The sequence below is a fragment of the Zhongshania borealis genome, from assembly GCF_039539625.1.
Classification (GTDB): Bacteria; Pseudomonadota; Gammaproteobacteria; order Pseudomonadales; family Spongiibacteraceae; genus Spongiibacter; species Spongiibacter borealis.
Window position 1 is genome coordinate 155,057 of sequence record NZ_BAABDM010000004.1, and the last position, 17,129, is coordinate 172,185.

General features: G+C 51.0%; 19 protein-coding genes. 11 read left to right on the top strand and 8 right to left on the bottom strand.

Annotation, left to right across the window (positions count from 1 at the left end):
• Positions 1 to 229 precede the first annotated feature (229 nt).
• From trpE to trpC, 4 genes are read left to right on the top strand one after another with little or no spacing between them, the layout of a single operon-like run.
• Entirely contained in the window at positions 230 to 1,726 is a 1,497-nt protein-coding gene (gene trpE / locus ABD836_RS12090; RefSeq protein WP_344936237.1) for an anthranilate synthase component I, read from the top strand.
• Positions 1,726 to 2,310 carry an aminodeoxychorismate/anthranilate synthase component II gene (locus tag ABD836_RS12095; protein ID WP_344936239.1) on the top strand — a complete coding sequence of 195 codons (585 nt, stop codon included), beginning with the start codon at positions 1,726 to 1,728 and terminating at the stop codon, positions 2,308 to 2,310. Before trpE ends, ABD836_RS12095 begins: the two co-directional genes overlap by 1 nt.
• A gap of 2 nt (positions 2,311 to 2,312) precedes the next feature.
• Entirely contained in the window at positions 2,313 to 3,362 is a 1,050-nt protein-coding gene (gene trpD / locus ABD836_RS12100; protein WP_344936650.1) for an anthranilate phosphoribosyltransferase, read from the top strand.
• The gene (gene trpC / locus ABD836_RS12105) at positions 3,359 to 4,165 is read left to right on the top strand and encodes an indole-3-glycerol phosphate synthase TrpC (protein ID WP_344936240.1); all 807 of its coding nucleotides are present in this window, start codon (positions 3,359 to 3,361) and stop codon (positions 4,163 to 4,165) included. Before trpD ends, trpC begins: the two co-directional genes overlap by 4 nt.
• Positions 4,166 to 4,238: 73 nt before the next feature.
• Here trpC and crp read toward each other — a convergent pair whose 3' ends face one another.
• Complete coding sequence (gene crp, locus ABD836_RS12110; RefSeq protein ID WP_344936243.1) at positions 4,239 to 4,877, bottom strand: cAMP-activated global transcriptional regulator CRP; 639 nt, start codon at positions 4,875 to 4,877, stop codon at positions 4,239 to 4,241.
• Positions 4,878 to 5,022: 145 nt separating this feature from the next.
• Here crp and ABD836_RS12115 point away from each other — a divergent pair, with 145 nt between their 5' ends.
• Both ABD836_RS12115 and ABD836_RS12120 read left to right on the top strand, forming a co-directional pair.
• Positions 5,023 to 5,445, top strand: a complete 423-nt coding sequence (locus ABD836_RS12115) for an OsmC family protein (protein ID WP_344936245.1) — start codon at positions 5,023 to 5,025, stop codon at positions 5,443 to 5,445.
• Positions 5,446 to 5,448: 3 nt separating this feature from the next.
• Positions 5,449 to 5,853 (top strand): VOC family protein, encoded by a 405-nt coding sequence (locus ABD836_RS12120; RefSeq protein ID WP_344936247.1) that lies wholly within the window; start codon positions 5,449 to 5,451, stop codon positions 5,851 to 5,853.
• Between the two features lie 63 nt (positions 5,854 to 5,916).
• Here ABD836_RS12120 and ABD836_RS12125 read toward each other — a convergent pair whose 3' ends face one another.
• Genes ABD836_RS12125 through ABD836_RS12150 form a run of 6 tightly spaced genes read right to left on the bottom strand, consistent with a single transcriptional unit; the run spans position 5,917 to position 12,597 of the window.
• On the bottom strand, positions 5,917 to 6,723 hold the full coding sequence (locus ABD836_RS12125) for a symmetrical bis(5'-nucleosyl)-tetraphosphatase (protein WP_344936248.1): 807 nt from the start codon (positions 6,721 to 6,723) through the stop codon (positions 5,917 to 5,919).
• Between the two features lie 40 nt (positions 6,724 to 6,763).
• Complete coding sequence (apaG, locus tag ABD836_RS12130) at positions 6,764 to 7,141, bottom strand: Co2+/Mg2+ efflux protein ApaG (RefSeq protein WP_344936250.1); 378 nt, start codon at positions 7,139 to 7,141, stop codon at positions 6,764 to 6,766.
• Between the two features lie 3 nt (positions 7,142 to 7,144).
• On the bottom strand, positions 7,145 to 7,957 hold the full coding sequence (rsmA, locus tag ABD836_RS12135; protein ID WP_344936251.1) for a 16S rRNA (adenine(1518)-N(6)/adenine(1519)-N(6))-dimethyltransferase RsmA: 813 nt from the start codon (positions 7,955 to 7,957) through the stop codon (positions 7,145 to 7,147).
• The gene (gene pdxA, locus ABD836_RS12140) at positions 7,957 to 8,949 is read right to left on the bottom strand and encodes a 4-hydroxythreonine-4-phosphate dehydrogenase PdxA (RefSeq protein ID WP_344936253.1); all 993 of its coding nucleotides are present in this window, start codon (positions 8,947 to 8,949) and stop codon (positions 7,957 to 7,959) included. The genes rsmA and pdxA overlap by 1 nt, the downstream gene beginning before the upstream one ends.
• Entirely contained in the window at positions 8,949 to 10,229 is a 1,281-nt protein-coding gene (locus ABD836_RS12145) for a peptidylprolyl isomerase (protein WP_344936254.1), read from the bottom strand. Before ABD836_RS12145 ends, pdxA begins: the two co-directional genes overlap by 1 nt.
• Positions 10,207 to 12,597, bottom strand: coding sequence for an LPS-assembly protein LptD (locus ABD836_RS12150; RefSeq protein ID WP_344936256.1), 2,391 nt, complete (start codon positions 12,595 to 12,597; stop codon positions 10,207 to 10,209). The genes ABD836_RS12145 and ABD836_RS12150 overlap by 23 nt, the downstream gene beginning before the upstream one ends.
• 125 nt (positions 12,598 to 12,722) lie before the next feature.
• On the opposite strand from ABD836_RS12150, the gene ABD836_RS12155 reads away from it, so the two are divergent.
• The 5 genes from ABD836_RS12155 to ABD836_RS12175 all read left to right on the top strand — a co-directional run bounded on the left by ABD836_RS12155 (position 12,723) and on the right by ABD836_RS12175 (position 16,566).
• The gene (locus ABD836_RS12155; protein WP_344936258.1) at positions 12,723 to 13,754 is read left to right on the top strand and encodes an aminoglycoside phosphotransferase family protein; all 1,032 of its coding nucleotides are present in this window, start codon (positions 12,723 to 12,725) and stop codon (positions 13,752 to 13,754) included.
• Between the two features lie 5 nt (positions 13,755 to 13,759).
• Complete coding sequence (gene murU / locus ABD836_RS12160; RefSeq protein ID WP_344936652.1) at positions 13,760 to 14,437, top strand: N-acetylmuramate alpha-1-phosphate uridylyltransferase MurU; 678 nt, start codon at positions 13,760 to 13,762, stop codon at positions 14,435 to 14,437.
• A gap of 95 nt (positions 14,438 to 14,532) precedes the next feature.
• On the top strand, positions 14,533 to 15,201 hold the full coding sequence (gene rpe, locus ABD836_RS12165) for a ribulose-phosphate 3-epimerase (protein ID WP_344936260.1): 669 nt from the start codon (positions 14,533 to 14,535) through the stop codon (positions 15,199 to 15,201).
• Positions 15,198 to 15,887 (top strand): phosphoglycolate phosphatase, encoded by a 690-nt coding sequence (locus tag ABD836_RS12170; RefSeq protein ID WP_344936262.1) that lies wholly within the window; start codon positions 15,198 to 15,200, stop codon positions 15,885 to 15,887. Before rpe ends, ABD836_RS12170 begins: the two co-directional genes overlap by 4 nt.
• 361 nt (positions 15,888 to 16,248) lie before the next feature.
• Positions 16,249 to 16,566, top strand: coding sequence for a hypothetical protein (locus ABD836_RS12175; protein ID WP_344936264.1), 318 nt, complete (start codon positions 16,249 to 16,251; stop codon positions 16,564 to 16,566).
• Positions 16,567 to 16,646: 80 nt separating this feature from the next.
• Here the strand turns inward: ABD836_RS12175 and ABD836_RS12180 are convergent, their stop codons facing one another.
• Positions 16,647 to 17,066, bottom strand: a complete 420-nt coding sequence (locus ABD836_RS12180) for a BLUF domain-containing protein (RefSeq protein ID WP_344936266.1) — start codon at positions 17,064 to 17,066, stop codon at positions 16,647 to 16,649.
• Between the last annotated feature and the right edge of the window lie 63 nt (positions 17,067 to 17,129).

Consider the following 17,129-nt stretch of genomic DNA (forward strand, 5'->3'; position numbering starts at 1 on the left):
GGCTACGAGACTGGAAAAGCCCATATTCAGCGCTAAGTAAGCCTGCTTTTTGAGGTTCCCCCGCGGGCCAGCCTCAGTTACAATGTTTTTAATTCTAATTTTGAGTGATGAGTTTACGAAAATGGTGCATAAGGCCCGCATAACACTGCTGTGTGATTGCCGTCGATGGCGATGGTAGCTATTGCAAAAGCAAACTGGCAAACCAACCCACCATTTTTAAGGATTTATCATGCAAGCCCAGCGATATAATGAACTGGCGCAGCAAAGCTATAACCGTATACCGGTTTATCGCGACGTGCTAGCCGACCTCGATACCCCTCTCAGTGCCTATCTGAAACTCGCCGCCGAGCCGTACAGCTTTTTGTTTGAATCGGTTCACGGTGGAGAAAAATGGGGCCGGTACTCCATAATTGGCCTTGGCGCGCGCACGGTATTGCGAGCGGAAGGCCTGAACGTCACCATTCACCGCGATGGTAAGTTAATCGAATCGGCGCACTGCGAAGACCCGCTCACTTTTGTGGAGGCATTTCAGGCTCGTTTTAAAGTGCCGGATATCGACGAGCTACCTGCCTTTTATGGCGGCTTGGTTGGCTATTTTGCCTACGACTGCGTGCGCTATATTGAGCCCAAATTAATGGCCACCACGCCGCCAGACGTACTCGGCACACCCGATATTTTGTTGATGGTGTCTGAAGAACTGCTGGTTTTCGATAATCTCTCGGGCATTGTTAAAATCATCACCCACGCTGACCCAGCAGATAGTATGGCCTACGGTAAGGCGCAGGAACGTCTTGATTCCTATGAACAGATGCTGCGTGGATTGTCGCCTATGTTACCGGCGTTGAATTTGAATGCTGATGGCGTTGCAGAAACGGATTTCGTGTCGAGCTTTGGCGAGGATAATTTCAAAGAGGTTGTCGAAAAAGTTCGGGACTACGTTTTGGCCGGGGATACCATGCAGGTGGTTCTGTCTCAGCGTTTGAGTATTCCGTTTAGCGCCTCACCACTGAATTTCTACCGCGCTCTGCGCCACCTTAATCCCTCGCCGTATATGTACTATCTCAATTTGGGCGATTTCCATATTGTCGGCTCTTCTCCAGAAATTCTAGCGCGCTTAGAACACGGCGAAGTGACAGTAAGGCCGATAGCGGGGACCCGTCGACGCGGTCATAACGACGCGGAAGATTTGGCTTTGGAAAAAGAGCTATTGGCTGATCCCAAGGAAATAGCCGAGCATCTCATGTTGATTGACCTCGGTCGCAATGATGCCGGCCGGGTTGCTAAGACCGGCACGGTAGAGCTCAGCGACAAAATGGTGGTTGAGCGGTATTCCCACGTGATGCATATTGTGTCCAATGTGCGCGCACAGGTACGGGATGGCATTACCGCTATGGATGTCCTCCGCGCGACACTGCCAGCTGGCACTCTGAGCGGTGCACCTAAAGTGCGGGCGATGGAAATCATCGACGAACTCGAACCCGTTAAACGCGGTGTATACGGTGGTGCCGTGGGCTATTTGAGTTGGAATGGCAATATGGATACTGCCATCGCGATACGTACCGCGGTGATTAAGGACGGTCAGCTGCATATTCAGGCCGGTGCGGGTATTGTTGCCGACTCCCAGCCGCGACTGGAGTGGAAAGAAACCATGAACAAGGCGCGAGCGGTTTTTAAAGCGGCGTCAATGGTGCAGAGCGGTGTGGCTAACAAAAAGGAGGCGTCATAATGTTATTAATGATCGATAATTACGACTCCTTTACCTATAACGTGGTGCAATATTTCGCTGAACTGGGCGCTGACGTTAAAGTCGTGCGCAACGACGAACTCAGCATTGCCGAGATCCAAGCCTTGGCGCCCAGCCATCTCGTTATCTCACCCGGCCCATGTACTCCGAATGAAGCAGGAATATCCATGGCCGCGATTGAAGCCTTCGCCGGCAAGATACCGGTGCTGGGTGTCTGCCTAGGTCACCAGAGTATTGGCCAGGTGTTTGGTGGAAAAATAGTTCGGGCGCGGCAAGTAATGCACGGTAAAACCTCACCGATGCATCATCACAGTAGTGGTGTGTTCAGTGGTTTGAATAACCCCTTGGTGGCAACCCGTTACCATTCGCTTGTTATTGAAAAAGCCACATTGCCGGACTGTTTGGAAATAACCTCCTGGACTCAGCTTGAGGATGGCAGCGTCGATGAAATTATGGGCGTGCGCCACAAAACGCTCGACGTTGAGGGTGTGCAATTTCACCCTGAATCGATTTTATCTGAGCAGGGCCATGAATTGTTTAAGAACTTCTTGGAGCGCGGCGCATGAGTATGACGATAAAAGAAGCACTGGGTCGAGTTGTCCAGCACCTCAGTTTAACGACTGAAGAAATGGCGGCAGTCATGCGCGAAATCATGACGGGCCAGTGCAGCGACGCTCAAATAGCCGCTTTTTTGATTGCGCTGCGCATGAAGAGCGAAACCATTGATGAGATTGAAGGTGCCGCAAAAGTAATGCGAGAACTGGCGACGCCAGTCGATATTAGCGGTCTAGATCATGTGGTCGATATTGTCGGCACCGGTGGTGATGGCGCGAATTTATTTAACGTTTCATCGGCAAGTACCTTTGTGATCGCCGCGGCGGGCGCGAAGGTGGCCAAGCACGGTAATCGCTCGGTCTCGTCCAAAAGCGGCAGCGCGGATTTGTTAGAGGCGGCGGGTATTCAGCTCGATCTCGACGCTGAGCAAGTGGGTCGCTGTATACGCGAAGTCGGTGTTGGCTTTATGTTTGCTGTTAATCACCATAAAGCGATGAAATTTGCGATTGGTGTACGCCGCGAAATTGCCCAGCGAACGATCTTTAATATCCTTGGCCCGCTGACAAATCCGGCGGGTGTGAAGCGCTTGGTGTTGGGCGTGTTTAGTTCTGAGTTGTGCCGCCCGTTGGCTGAGGTGCTTAAGCGTCTCGGCGCTGAGCATGTGATGGTTGTTCATGCCAAAGATGGTTTGGATGAGATTAGCCTGGCCAGCGCAACCGAGGTCGCCGAGCTTAAAAATGGCGTAATTACTGAGTACTTGCTAACGCCGGAAGATGTTGGGATTGAGAGTCAGAGTTTACTGGGTTTGGCTGTGGCCGATAGCGCCGAGTCGCTGGCCTTAATCCGTGATGCATTAGGTAAGCGCAGCACTGCAGCAGGGAAGAAAGCCGCCGATATAATTGCCCTTAATGCGGGTGCCGCGCTGTATGTTGCCGGCGTAGTAAATTCTCTGAAAAATGGCGTGGCATTGGCGGAAGACACAATACATGGTGGCCAGGCATTGGAAAAAATGGGTGAATTAGCGGCGTTTAGTCAGGGCTTGGTTGGTGGAGCCAGCGCATGAGTTCAATATTAAACACGCCAACTATCTTAAAGAAGATCATTGACCGTAAGCGCGAAGAAGTTGCCGAGCGTAGTGCTAGTATCACTATCGCCATGCTTAAAGAGCACATTAAAACAGCTTCCGCGCCCCGTGGATTTGTCCGGGCCATGGAAGCTAAATTGGCGGCGGGTCAGTCGGCGGTGATCGCCGAAATCAAAAAAGCGTCGCCCTCCAAAGGTGTGATTCGTGAAGACTTTCGTCCAGCTGATATAGCGGCAAGCTATGAGCGTGGTGGTGCTGCTTGTTTGTCAGTGCTTACCGATGCTGATTTTTTTCAGGGTTCAGAAGCCTGCCTGCAGCAAGCGCGAGCGGCCTGCTCGTTGCCGGTGATTCGTAAGGATTTTATTGTTGATCCTTATCAAGTATACGAAGCCCGAGCGATTGGCGCCGATTGCATCTTACTTATTGCTGCGGCGCTTAACGATGCCGATATGGCGAGTTTGAATGACTTGGCCGCTAGCTTGGGTTTGGATGTTTTAATTGAAGTGCATAACGCAGAAGAGTTACTGAGGACCTTGCCGTTAGGTAATCGCCTTGTCGGCATAAACAATCGCAATTTGCATAATTTTGAAACCACTTTGCAAACAACCTTTGATTTGCTGCCCGAAATTGGTAGTGAGTTTTTGGTGGTGACTGAGAGCAGTATTCATACCGCGGCAGATGTTGCGGCAATGCGCGCACAAGGTGTAAATGCATTTTTGGTGGGTGAAGCGTTTATGCGCGCGGATGAGCCTGGTGATAAATTGGCGGAGTTGTTTAGCTGAGAGGCCGCTGAACGCTGGATGGGAGACGGCAAACGCTAAGACTGGTGCTTTGCCGCCGAGCATTAGGCGAAACCTAGCGTGTACCAAACACGACCATGGTCTTACCTTTTACGTTGACCAAGCCCTGTTCTTCTAGGGTTTTCAAAACCCGGCCAACCATTTCTCGTGAACAACCGACAATTCGGCCAATTTCTTGGCGAGTGATTTTAATTTGCATGCCGTCCGGGTGAGTCATTGCGTCGGGTTGTTTGCAGAGATCCAGCAGGGTGCGAGCTACGCGGCCGGTAACGTCTAAAAAGGCGAGATCGCCGACTTTACGCGTGGTTAAGCGCAGGCGTTTAGCCATTTGTCGGCCCAACGCCAGTAATATATCGGGATATTGTTCGCTGAGCTCGCGAAACTTGGCATAACTAATTTCAGCTATCTCGCACTCTGTGCGGCTTTTGACGAGTGCGCTGCGGGTACTTGGGCTGTCTTCATCGAATACACCCATTTCGCCAAAAAAATCGCCTTTATTTAAGTAAGCGACAATCATCTCGCGACCTTCGTCGTCTTCAATGATAACGGTGACTGAACCTTCGGTAATATAGAACAGCGCGTCGCTGTCATCTCCGGCATAAATCAGGGTGCTTTTGCTCGGATATCTGCGCCGGTGACAGTGCGCGAGGAAGCCTTCTATATTTGCAATTTCTGGTTTTATTGGGTTTAACACGGTTGTAAGGTCTCTTGATCTAGCAGAATGTCCAATGCCTTTGTTCCAAGTCTAAGTATGACCTGCTTTGACGTTGATGGCGAGGCCGTTGGCCTAAGCTTATGATAAGCTTAGGCCAAATTATGAGAGTCGCAAAGAGGACACAATGAAAGCAACGGTAAAGTGGGTTGATGGTGCAATGTTCCTAGCTGAGTCTGGCAGTGGCCACTCGGTTGTCATGGATGGGCCAGAAGACCATGGCGGTCGTAATATGGGCGTTCGGCCCATGGAAATGTTGTTGCTTGGTATGGGTGGCTGTGCGTCCTTTGATGTAATGAGCATGCTTAAAAAATCGCGGCAAGATGTCGCTGACTGCCGCTGCGAATTACAAGCTGAGCGCGCCGACGCGGTGCCTGCCGTTTTTACCAAAATACATCTGCACTTTGTGGTGAGCGGTAAAGGCTTAAAAGAAGCGCACGTAAAACGCGCTGTTGAGCTGTCTGCCGAAAAATACTGTTCTGCATCTATTATGATGGAAGCGGCCGGTGTTGATGTGAGCCACAGCTATGAGATCGCAGGCGAGGAGTAAACGATGTTAAGCCGGCCCAAAGCCCATGGCGGTTTGCGACACCTTGCGCTGTTCGTCGCAAATTTTGATGAGACCCTGCAATTTTATACCGATTTGCTCGGTATGGTCGTGGAGTGGCAGCCAGACCCCGATAATATTTACCTGTGCTCGGGCTGTGACAACCTCGCGCTGCACCGCTATCTAGGCGGTGAGCGACCGGTGGCCGGGCAGCGTCTTGATCACTTGGGCTTTATTATTAACGACATCGATGATGTTGATGCATGGCATGCTTTTCTGCAGGAAAACGGTGTACCTATTAAAGCTGCGCCTCGCACGCATCGCGACGGGGCGCGCAGTTTTTACTGTTTGGACCCCGACGGTAATTTGGTGCAGATGATTTATCATCCGCCGATCGCCGGTAAATGCTGAGGATTTATTTACGCTAACATTGGGCGTCGCAACGGTGGCTTAAGCTTAGCGTTTATTTTGTGATCAACACGAACAGCGATGCAGTTTCCCGCTATCCATATTGAGCATGGTCATTTCCCGTCCCCATACACAGCCGCTATCCAATGCGATAATGTCGCTGCGGCCGGTCTGGCATTCGAGCGCAGCCCAGTGGCCAAAGATGAGTGTTTCACTTCGGCTACTTGGTTCTTGCAATTCGAACCATGGTCGGTAGCCGTCAGGAATGTCGGCGAGTGCACCTTTAAACCCTAATTCTAGTTTACCTTCAGCAGTGCAGATACGCATACGGGTGAGGTGGTTGGTGATGGCGCGCAGCCGGGGCAGCCCTGTTAGGCTGTCGTTCCAGTATAGGGGGTCGTCACCATACATCTCATTAAAAAACTCATCGGCATTTGGGCTTTGCAATACGGCCTCTAGTTCGTGACTCAAGCTGAGGGCTTGTTCACTGCTCCAGTTTGGCGGTATTCCCGCGTGGCTCATGAGATAGCGACCATCGTCTGAGCGAATTACTAGCGCTTGTTGCAGGAGCCAATCCATAAGTTGCGGGCAGTCTGGCGCGCTGAGTAAAGACTTGAGGCTGGGATGACGTCCGCGGTCAGTTGCGCCTCTGGCGAGCGCGATACAGTGGAGGTCGTGGTTGCCCAGGGTGATTTTTAGGCTGTCACGAATTGCGTAGAGGTAGCGTAGGGTTTCTAGGGAATCTGGGCCTCGATTAACGAGGTCTCCGACCAGCCATAGCTCGTCATTTTGGGGGTTAAAGCCAACGTCTGAGAGTAGGCATTGCAGGGGTTTTAAACAGCCTTGTAAATCCCCCACGGCGTATCTGCTCACGATGTTGGCCTCCTTGATTTGTCGGCTTTTCGCTTAAGTATCAGTGCAAGGCCGAGGGCCGAACAAGCGAGAATATCCCAATGGGCGCAATAAATGGTCGGCCGGAGGCGCTGATCATTTCATAGCTGCCTTCCATGGTGCCGACTGCTGTGTCTATTACTGCACCAGAGGTATAGCTGAATGATTTTCCGGGTTCAATTAATGGTTGCTTGCCGATGACCCCTTCGCCTTGAACCTCTTGAACGTGGTTGTCACCGTCAGTAATAATCCAGTGACGATTGATTAGGCGGACCGCTTCGTCGCCGGTATTACGAATGGTGATGGTGTAGGCAAAGGCAAAACGCTGTTCTTCCGGCACCGATTGATCAGGCAGAAACTGGCTTTCGACCTGAATTTCGACTGGGGCTGATTCTGGCATTTATTACTCCGCAGTATTGTTGTCATGCGCGTCACCAACGGCGTTGGCGATCGTCACATAGCTTTCTAGGCTGACGTTTTCTGGTCTAACACCGGGGTCGATGCCCAGCGCTTCTAATTCGTCGCTGCTGATTAAACCTTTAAGCGTATTGCGCAAGGTTTTGCGTCGCTGATTAAACGCGTCGCGAACCACTCTTTGCAATAGCTTGACGTCTTTAGCCGGGAAGGGAAGCTGGGCATAGGGCGTTAGCCGGACAATAGCGGATTGTACCTTAGGTTGGGGTGAAAATGCTTCGGGAGGCACATCGAATAGCGACTCAATCGCGCAATAATACTGTGCCATGATGCTGAGGCGGCCATAGGTTTTGCTGCCTGGGCCAGCAGCGAGGCGCTCGACGACTTCCTTTTGCAGCATAAAATGCATATCGCTAATGCAGTCGTGGGCGCTGAGTAGGTGGAATATTAATGGCGTGGAAATATTGTAGGGAAGATTGCCTACAACCCGCAGCTTTTCTGTGCCCGCTAGCGCGCCGATATCAAACTTCAGCGCATCGCCTTGATGTATTTGGAAATTATTGCGCCCCGAAAATTTGTCTTCCAATATTACGACCAGATCACGGTCGATTTCGATTACGTCTAAGTGGCAGTCGGTATCGAGAATTGAGGCGGTAATTGCGCCCTGACCAGGGCCGATTTCTAGCAAGCGTTGACCGGCTAGGGGGCTTATGGCACGAACAATACCGCGGATAATACCTTGGTCGGTTAAAAAGTTTTGCCCGAAGCGTTTACGCGCGCGGTGTGGAGCTGGGGATTGCATTACAGGTGTTTCCTACTGTGCCGAGTCATTTCAATTGCACTGGTGAGTGCGGCGGTAAAACTACCGCAGTCGGCAGTGCCGCTTCCGGCTAAATCAAGTGCGGTACCGTGGTCTACTGAGGTTCTAATAATGGGCAGGCCGAGCGTGATATTCACTGCGCGGCCAAAGCCTTGGTATTTTAACACCGGTAGGCCTTGGTCGTGGTACATCGCTAATACCGCGTCGCACTGGGCTAAGTGGCGGGGTGTGAAGGCGGTATCGGCGGGCAGGGGGCCATCGAGGTGCCAGCCGCGTGCGCGCAACGTCTCAAGGCAGGGAATAATTGTGTCGATTTCTTCGCGGCCCATATGACCACCTTCGCCGGCATGGGGGTTGAGGCCCAATACCAAGATACGAGGTTGCTCGTAGCCAAACTGCGTTTGCAGGCTGTGGTGAAGAATCTCGGTGACACGTTGCAATGTGGCGGTGGTAATTGCCGCGGGTACCGCGCTCAAGGGTAGGTGAGTGGTAACCAAGGCAACCCGCAGTTGCTTTGTGGCTAGCATCATCACTACCTTGTCGGCAGCGCAGCGCTCTTCTAAGAATTCGGTGTGGCCGCTGAAGGGGATACCGGCATCATTAATGACTGATTTTTGTACTGGCCCGGTGACGAGTGCTTGGCAGTGATTGGCTAAGCAGGCATCGGTCGCCTCGCGCAGAGTAGCCAGCACATAAGCGGCATTGGCGGTGTTTAATTGCCCGGCTAGCGCAGCTTCGTGCAATGTAATGTCGACGACACGTAACTGACCGCTGCGATGAGGCTGGGCGGGCTTTGTGAAGTCACAGGGCAGGCATTGCAGAGGTAGGTTTATGGCGGCGGCGCGCTGCATTAACAGCGTGGGGTCGGCAAAAGCAACAAGCTCAACGTCGTAGTTATCTTGGGCGAGCTTTACAAGGAGTTCTGGACCAACCCCGGCAGGTTCACCGGGGGTAATGGCAATTCGCACGGGCATCAAATTTTAATATCGACAAAGGCCTCGCTGCGGATTTTGCGCAGCCAGATGTCCAATTCGTCGGCATATTTGCGTTCGTGGATAATATTGCGCGCAATTTGCTTGCGCATATCGGCGGTTACATCTTGATTGCGGCGCTCGACAACTTTAATAACATGCCAGCCATAATTAGAGACGATCGGCTCATGAATGTCGCCTGGATTGGTTTCATCCATCGCTTTTTGGAATTCAGGTACGAGTTGGCCAGGGGTCGTCCAGCCGAGATCACCGCCTTCTTGGGCAGAACCGATGTCTTCAGAATATTCCTTTGCTAGGTCGCGGAAGGACTCACCATTGAGGATGCGCTGGCGCAAGTCTTTCGCGAGGGCAATGGTTTGCGCTTCGCTGCGGATGGCAGAGGGCTTAAGTAGGATATGGCTGGCGCGAGTCTGCTTAACCATTTGTTTTACGCCGCGACTTTCTAATAGCTGGATGATGTGGAAGCCGCTGGCACTTTTGATGGGCTCAGAGACATCGTTGTCATTCATCGTTGCTGCGACGTCGGTGAATAAGGACGGGAGCTCAGTACTCTTACGCCAGCCTAAATCGCTAATGTTAAATGCATTGTTAGCGTTGTCGATGTTTTTACCCGTCCGCATTTTAGTGCTTAAGGATGTTGCTAAAGACTCTGCTTTCTGGCGCTCAGCGCTGCTTGCATCAGATGCGACCGGAATTAAGATGTGCGAGAAATGGTATTCTGGCGCTGTGCGCTGGCGACCTTCTTCGGATTTTAAAAAACTTTGAATTTCTTGGTCGCTGATTTGAATGCGTTGATTAACATTGCCCATTTGAACGCGCTGAAGAATCATTTCCTTAGAAATTTGCTCGCGTACGGCAAGATATGATGCGCCGCTTGCAGTCAGAGCTTGTTGAAACTGCGCTAACGTCAGGTTGTTGCTGGCGGCAATTCGCGCTACAGCGGCATTAAGCTCTTCGTCTTCTATTCTCAGGCCGTAGCGATTGGCAAGCTGTAGCTGAATGTTTTCTAAAATCAATAAGTCGAGAACTTCTTTGCGCAGTTGTTCAGGCGGCGGCCCCTCTTTTCCGGAGCGCTGGATATTGGCCTGGATACTTTCGATACGGGTATCGAGTTCGCTGGCTAGAATGATGTCGTCATCGACTATGGCAACAATTTTATCCAGCCATTTGGTTTCAGCCTGAGTCAGTGGTGCCAAAACCATGAGGAGCGTGGCGGTTAGGAGTTTGAGTAAACGCATATTATTCATCAGATAGGTAGCCAAAAATACTTTCCTTAAGAACACTGGTTACTGCGGTGCCAAGTCCACCCAGCCCTTTTAATTGAAATTCAATAAGTACCGCCGAGTTGTTGTCGGTACCGTTAGTGTTAGACCCACTATTGTCGTCGGGTTCCAACGCGCGCTGATAAACTACGCGACTGAGCCAGCAGCAATTTTGATATTCGGCGCCGATCAGGTTTTCTACTGGACGGTTATTCTCAAAATCGTATTGGGTCTTGGCGAACAACTTCCACTGACTATTAATTGGTAGACTCAGTGATGCGTCACCTTGCTTAATATTGTTTTCCAGTCCACCAAACTCATTGCCCTCGCGGCGAAAGGTATAGCCAATATTAAACAGTGCGCCATTGTCGCTGCGCTGATGGTAGCCCAGATTGCTCTGATTAAGCACCCCTTGCCGTGCATCATACAGAAGATCTACGCTGAACCAACGATTGTCGTCGGGTAATAGACGAAATTGTCCGGCAAAATCCGAGCTGCTGCTTTTGCGCACTTCGTCGCCGGGCAGCTGAACTTGGCCGTCGTCAAAATAATGCAGTTGGCCAATGCTGGCCGTAAGTACTTCGCGCCCAGCGGCATTGTTTATAAAGCGACTACTGACCCCGATGGCGACTTGATTCGCGTCGTCTAGCCGGTCATGACCGGTGAAGCGAGTGTCGCGGAATAACTGCTGATAGGTAAAGGTCAGTGCTGCGCTGTCAAAGTCGGGCTGATTGCTTTGCTCCTCGTACTCTGAATAGCGGTAAAACAATCGTGGTTCTAGTGTTTGTGTCCAATCTTGCTCGTTGATAGTGAGTCCACGTTCAAAATACAGGCCGCTGTCTACGGTCAGTTGACCGCTACTGGCGTTCGGATTGTCGTCGATACCGACTAAGTCCGCATCCTTTAGTTCGTAACTGACAACTCGACTTTTCATTGCAGGTTCTACAAACCCCCAGCGCCAGCGCATAGGGAAACTGGCTCCTGCGGTGGCGTAGATCCGTTGCCCCGTAACATTGGTACCGCCACGACTTAGGTTGTCTCGGTGATCAAAGTAGGTATATTCAATCTCCATGTTGGGTTCGAGCTGGAAGTTTTTTGCTGGCGACTGATAGTTTAGACTCAGTTGTGGCATTTTTTGATAGGGGTCATCAACGTCGGCAATTGTTTGATATTGCTGAACCTCTACGCGAGCAGTCCAGTAGTCTGAGCTGTAGTTCACCGCTGCTTGTTGGTTGAGGTGAGTGCTGCGCTTCACTGATAAATTAGCAAGGCCGAGATCGCTGAAATAGTCGTCGTCACTGACTTTGGTGTAGTCAATCTCGGTGCTCCAACTATCATTTATAAAGCCTTCTTCATTGATTCCGAGGAGCCAGCGGTTAATGTTTTCTTTATCATCATCTGGTAGGTAGCTGGTGTTGATAGCCCATTCGCTAAAGGAATTTAAATAGCGCAGTTCCGCTTCCAGTGCTTCACCGCGGTTTTCAATAAACCGCGGGGCAATGATTGCATCGTAATTCGGGGCCAGATTCAGATAGTAAGGTGTCGAGATATCCAAACTATTACTGGCGAGACCGATCGACGGGAATAGAAAGCCGGTGGCGCGGCGTTCATCAACTGGAAAGTTAAGGTAGGGGCTATAGAATACAGGGACATCATATACGCGAATGCTGGTGCCGCGCGCTACGCCGCGACCGGTATCGTAATCTAAAACAATACTGTCGGCATGAAGTGACCAGGTCTCATTGTCTGGGGTGCACTGTGTATAGCTGGCGCCTTCCATCTCAAAGCGACTGTAGTCTGGCCTGCCAATTCGTTCTGCAGTGCCGCGAGCGCCGGTCTGAAAGCTCAATATTTCGGCCTGCTGGAGTTCACCTAAACCGCGGTTGGTGTCGATTTGTGCAAATTGGCCGCGGAGTAGAATGCCGGGTTGCCGTAAGATGACATTGTCGCGGAGTAGTACCGTGCTATTGCTGCGATTGTATTGTGCATATCCGGCATCCAAACTGAGGTCGCCTTTGCGCAGTTGCACGTCGCCGGTCATGGTCGCTTTGCTGCCAAGCGATTCAATCGTGTCGGCGGAGACGTTTAGCGGTGCGCGAAGCGGGTCGCTACCAGCGCCCTCCCAATCTCGAGCTGGCTCGATAAAGCGGCCTTGGCAACCCGGTGTGAGACCGCAGCGCGCGGATTTACTTAGGTGGCTATTGGGCACCCAATGCCAATGCTGGTAGTAGGCGGGTAAATCGCTGATGTCGCCGCTGAGTGCCGTATTGCTGGTGTCACCACAGTTTTCCGGCAGCGTATTTTGCGCCAAACCGGCGCTGCAGGCGGTGGCGATAAAGAATAAAGTGGCTAGGCGAAACACTGACATTAGCTAATGATTTTATTCTGGCGGTGGAGCCCGGATTGGCGAAGGTGGATAATAAAGCATTCTCTGCTAGGATGCCCGCCTGAGCGCATAAAAGGCCGAAAATCTGGCTTTTGACGGAAACAAAAATGAATTATCCATTAAAAGAACTTCACACTTGGTGTTTGCAACAGCTCTCACTGGAGCCTGCCGACGCAGCAGCTGAGCTGGCGGTGGTGTCTGGCGACGCGAGCTTTCGCTGTTATTACCGCTTGTCTTTGGCCGCGGGGGGCAGTGTTATTGCGGTGCACGCGCCGCCGGACAAAGAAGACAATTTAGCCTTCGCTACGGTGCAGGCGCTACTGCACAGCAACGGCGCGAGAGTGCCGGCGCTGCTGGGTTGGGATAAGCCTAGGGGCTTTTTATTGCAGGAAGATTTTGGCGACCAATTGCTCTGGCCCTTATTAGTGAACAGTGCGGCGGCCGATCACTACTACCGGCAAGCGTTTAGCGCTTTGTTGGTCATGCAGCGTATTCCGGCGGATCAGCACAGTCTGCCTGAATATGACGAACTGCGGCTAACCGCCGAAATGACATTGTTTTCAGAGTGGTTTGTGGCTGGTTTGCTCGGCTATCAGCTCGATAGCGATGAGCTTGCAATGCTGCGGGAGGTCTTTTCACTACTGTGTCGTCGCGCGCTTGCACAGCCCCAAGTCTTGGTGCACCGCGATTTTCATAGCCGAAATATAATGGTACTGGCCGACGAACGGCTGGGGATAATCGATTTTCAAGACGCGGTGCAGGGGCCAATTAGCTATGATTTGGTGTCCTTGGTTCGTGATTGCTATATCCGTTGGCCAGATGAAATGGTCGATGAATGGATCGGCGTGTATCGGCAGATGGCGATACGGGCAGGCCTGCTAAAGGGAGTTGATGAGGCGGAATTCAGGCAAGATGTCGATTGGATGGGCTTGCAGCGTCATATTAAGGTGTTAGGTATATTTGCGCGCTTAAATTTGCGTGACGGCAAATCAGGCTATATGGCTGATCTGCCGTTGGTGTTGGAATACACCCTGAATATTGCCAGTCGCTACTCCGAGTTTGACCAATTCTTGCAGTGGTTTGAGCTTAAATTAATGCCGCTGATTTGCCAGCAAAGCTGGTTTAAGGACGCTGAGTGAAAGCCATGATATTGGCCGCCGGCTTGGGCACCCGCATGCGACCGCTGACTGATCGCTGCCCAAAACCCTTGCTGCGGGCTGGCGGCCGTGCGCTGATTGACTTCCACTTAGCCAAGCTCGCCGGGGTTGGCATTAGCGATGTCGTGGTCAACTGCTCGTGGTTGGCGGATCAATTACAAGATTATTTTAGGTCGGCGAATTGTCATGGCGTAGATGTTCAGCTTTCACGCGAAGCGCAGCCCCTAGAGACGGCCGGAGGCATTGTTCAAGCGCTACCTTTTTTAGACAGTGATGACGATACGCCATTTTTGTTGATCAATGGCGATGTTTGGACCGATTTTGACTTTAGCCAGCTGCTGGATTGCCATCCGGCGGCCGCACATCTTATTTTAATTGAGAACCCACCACACAATCCCGCGGGCGATTTCAGCCTGGCGCCTGATGGCTTGGTGTCAGAAAATTCTGGCGAAAAGTGCTACACCTTTTCGGGTATAAGTGTTTGGCGCCCCTCAATGTTTCGGAATTTAACGCCGGGTAAGCGCGCTTTAAAGCCGCTTATGCGGGCAGCAATAGCGCAAGGCAGCCTAAGCGCAGAAGTTTTCAGCGGCCACTGGTGGGATATTGGTACCCCGCAACGCTTGGCGGATCTGGATGAATTCCTCTCTAACGGCGGGGCTGGCTGATATAGTGCCTCGAATCCTGAAAATAACGACTTACAACTATACTCACCCTCAGCTTTAGGCTTTAAAATAGCGCCTCAATTTTACAGGACAGCAAAATGACAGATTACTGGATAGCCCCATCGATTTTATCGGCGAACTTTGCCTGTCTGGGTGCGGAAGTTGACGCCGTGCTAGAAGCCGGGGCGGATATTGTGCATTTTGACGTGATGGATAATCACTATGTTCCCAATCTGACTATTGGGCCAATGGTCTGTAAAGCCCTGCGCAAGCACGGGGTAAAAGCACCGATTGATGTGCATTTAATGGTTTCGCCGGTGGATCGAATGATCGCCGACTTTGCCGATGCCGGCGCTAGTATTATCACTTTTCACCCAGACGCGACCACCCACATCGATCGCTCGCTGCAGATGATTCGCGATGCCGGTTGCAAGGCAGGGCTGGTGTTGAATCCCGCTGTTGGTCCTGAGGTCCTAAAGTACGTAATGGACAAACTCGATATGATTCTGCTGATGTCGGTCAATCCCGGTTTTGGTGGGCAGAGCTTTATTCCATCGACCATAGACAAGATCAAAGAAGTTCGCGCCTTAATTGATGCTTCCGGCCGGGATATTCGCTTGGAAGTTGACGGTGGTATTTCGGCTAAAAATATCGCTGAAATTGCAGCAGCGGGCGCAGATACTTTCGTGGCTGGCTCAGCGATATTTAATGGCGGGGATTACACTGACACCATCGACAAAATGCGCAGTGAATTAGCGAGCATATGAAAGGCTTGCGCAGCTTATTAGATGGCCGCGAGCTACAGGCTATTTTGTTTGACCTAGACGGTACGCTTATTGATAGCGTACCGGATCTGGCGGCTGCGCTAGACGCTAGTCTGGAACAGCTCAATTATACCCCGGCCGGCATTGATCGGGTGCGCGGCTGGGTGGGTAACGGAGCACGTAAGCTGGTACAAAGGGCCTTGGCATTTGCTCTTGAAGTACCGGAGAACGGGCTGAATAACACATTAGTTGATCAGTTGTTGGCGGTGTTTTTCGAGTATTACGGTGAGCAATGCTGCGAGCAAACCATCCTTTATCCCGGTGTGCAAGAAGCGCTAAGTAATTGGCATGCGCAGGGCATTAAAATGGCCTGTGTGACGAATAAGCCGGCTAGATTTAGTCAGCCAATACTCGCGCATTTTGACTTACAGGAATTGATGCCAGTTTTAGTGGGCGGCGATACGCTCGCGGTGCGCAAACCAGATCCTGCGCCATTGCTGTTAGCCTGTGAACAGCTGGGCGTGGCGATCGCCAACACCGTGATGGTGGGTGATTCCGTAAACGATGTGGAAGCGGCTAGAGCTGCAGGTATGCCCGTTGCCTGTGTTAGCTATGGTTATAATCACGGTGCGCCGGTGGCAACTGCCAGACCAGATATATTGGTCGACAACTTTATTGAGCTGCTTTAGTGCCGCTTGAGTTGAACCTATAATTTCCCTCTGCGAGCAGTATTGTCTGCTTGCATCTTAATTTGACTCTCTTTTTTTGCCGAGTAAGGTCGCATCGCGTCAGGGTGAGCTTACTCCGGTTAAATGTGTGTTAATGCTCAAAATTCAGGTATGTTACTGCTGTTACTATGTTGCACAAGTTGCGTTGTGTGACGTAGGTGGCGATAGTGTCCTTTATTTTTTAATATTTTAATTATATTAAATACAATGACTTACATATTTTTCATGATGGTCTTCACAAAAATTTGTATTTTTAGCTATCTAAATGTGGGTATTTTGGTATCATGATTTACACATGTAAAGATGCTGTTGGATACCTTAGATGAAAAACTTAATGTTAGTTGGCGTGTTTTCAGCTTTAACGCTGACGTCGCTCACAAGTTATGCAAATTGCGCATTGGCTGCGGTAATGAACCCCCCTAAATTGCCTGCGCTGGAAGCAAGTCGAACTGAAGATATGCCTGCGCTTAAATTTCAAGTAGAGACGTACTTGAATCGTGCCAGTAATGGTTTGGCAGTCTGTGAAGGCTATTCTGATGATTTTGTTTATAACGCAGCGGTAGCGCGTTTGGAGAAAACGGCAGATCATTACAATGCCTTAGTTCGTCAGCACAGACAGTTACAACTTTCTGCGAAGTAAATTTTTACCCACCCTGTAGGTCTTTTTTGGGCGTGTTGCTGTAATGGCAATGCGCCTTTTTTTCCGCTGTAATATGTGGATCAGAGTAGTGGAATCGCTGTGCGCATAGCCCGCAAATATTGCTCTGCACTGGCGCCGCTCATCTCATAGGGAGCGAATTGGCCCGAGGCGGTGTAGAGTAAGTTCAATGAGTGAGTGAGGGCTTCCTGCGGGACGAGTCCCATTTCCCATTGCGAGTAACTGCGTTTATCGATCGGGCCGTATGTTAATAACTCTGCGTCTTGGTGCCGCTCATCAGCGAGGATGTTGGCGTAAATGGTGTTGACCTGCCGACGGCCGCCCTCTAGGCATTGCATAAAATTTTTGCCATTAAAGCACAGTATGCCGGTAACGCTTTCGGCGTTATTTCTTTGCTTCGCACTGCCTAAAATCACACTTAAATCAGACTCTTTAAATTGCTCCGATACCGTGCTTGCGTAAATCAGCTGGACGAGATCCATGGGCGAACGCTCTGATGACTGGATTTAAAACATAAGTGCTGAGTACGAGCTCGCCAATAAGTA

Coding starts and splice junctions, on each gene's coding strand:
- trpE (WP_344936237.1), top strand. CDS start 230: ATGCAAGCCCAGCGATATAATGAACTGGCGCAGCAAAGCTATAACCGT.
- ABD836_RS12095 (WP_344936239.1), top strand. CDS start 1,726: ATGTTATTAATGATCGATAATTACGACTCCTTTACCTATAACGTGGTG.
- trpD (WP_344936650.1), top strand. CDS start 2,313: ATGACGATAAAAGAAGCACTGGGTCGAGTTGTCCAGCACCTCAGTTTA.
- trpC (WP_344936240.1), top strand. CDS start 3,359: ATGAGTTCAATATTAAACACGCCAACTATCTTAAAGAAGATCATTGAC.
- ABD836_RS12115 (WP_344936245.1), top strand. CDS start 5,023: ATGAAAGCAACGGTAAAGTGGGTTGATGGTGCAATGTTCCTAGCTGAG.
- ABD836_RS12120 (WP_344936247.1), top strand. CDS start 5,449: ATGTTAAGCCGGCCCAAAGCCCATGGCGGTTTGCGACACCTTGCGCTG.
- apaG (WP_344936250.1), bottom strand. CDS start 7,141: ATGCCAGAATCAGCCCCAGTCGAAATTCAGGTCGAAAGCCAGTTTCTG.
- rsmA (WP_344936251.1), bottom strand. CDS start 7,957: ATGCAATCCCCAGCTCCACACCGCGCGCGTAAACGCTTCGGGCAAAAC.
- pdxA (WP_344936253.1), bottom strand. CDS start 8,949: ATGCCCGTGCGAATTGCCATTACCCCCGGTGAACCTGCCGGGGTTGGT.
- ABD836_RS12150 (WP_344936256.1), bottom strand. CDS start 12,597: ATGTCAGTGTTTCGCCTAGCCACTTTATTCTTTATCGCCACCGCCTGC.
- ABD836_RS12155 (WP_344936258.1), top strand. CDS start 12,723: ATGAATTATCCATTAAAAGAACTTCACACTTGGTGTTTGCAACAGCTC.
- murU (WP_344936652.1), top strand. CDS start 13,760: ATGATATTGGCCGCCGGCTTGGGCACCCGCATGCGACCGCTGACTGAT.
- rpe (WP_344936260.1), top strand. CDS start 14,533: ATGACAGATTACTGGATAGCCCCATCGATTTTATCGGCGAACTTTGCC.
- ABD836_RS12170 (WP_344936262.1), top strand. CDS start 15,198: ATGAAAGGCTTGCGCAGCTTATTAGATGGCCGCGAGCTACAGGCTATT.
- ABD836_RS12175 (WP_344936264.1), top strand. CDS start 16,249: ATGAAAAACTTAATGTTAGTTGGCGTGTTTTCAGCTTTAACGCTGACG.
- ABD836_RS12180 (WP_344936266.1), bottom strand. CDS start 17,066: ATGGATCTCGTCCAGCTGATTTACGCAAGCACGGTATCGGAGCAATTT.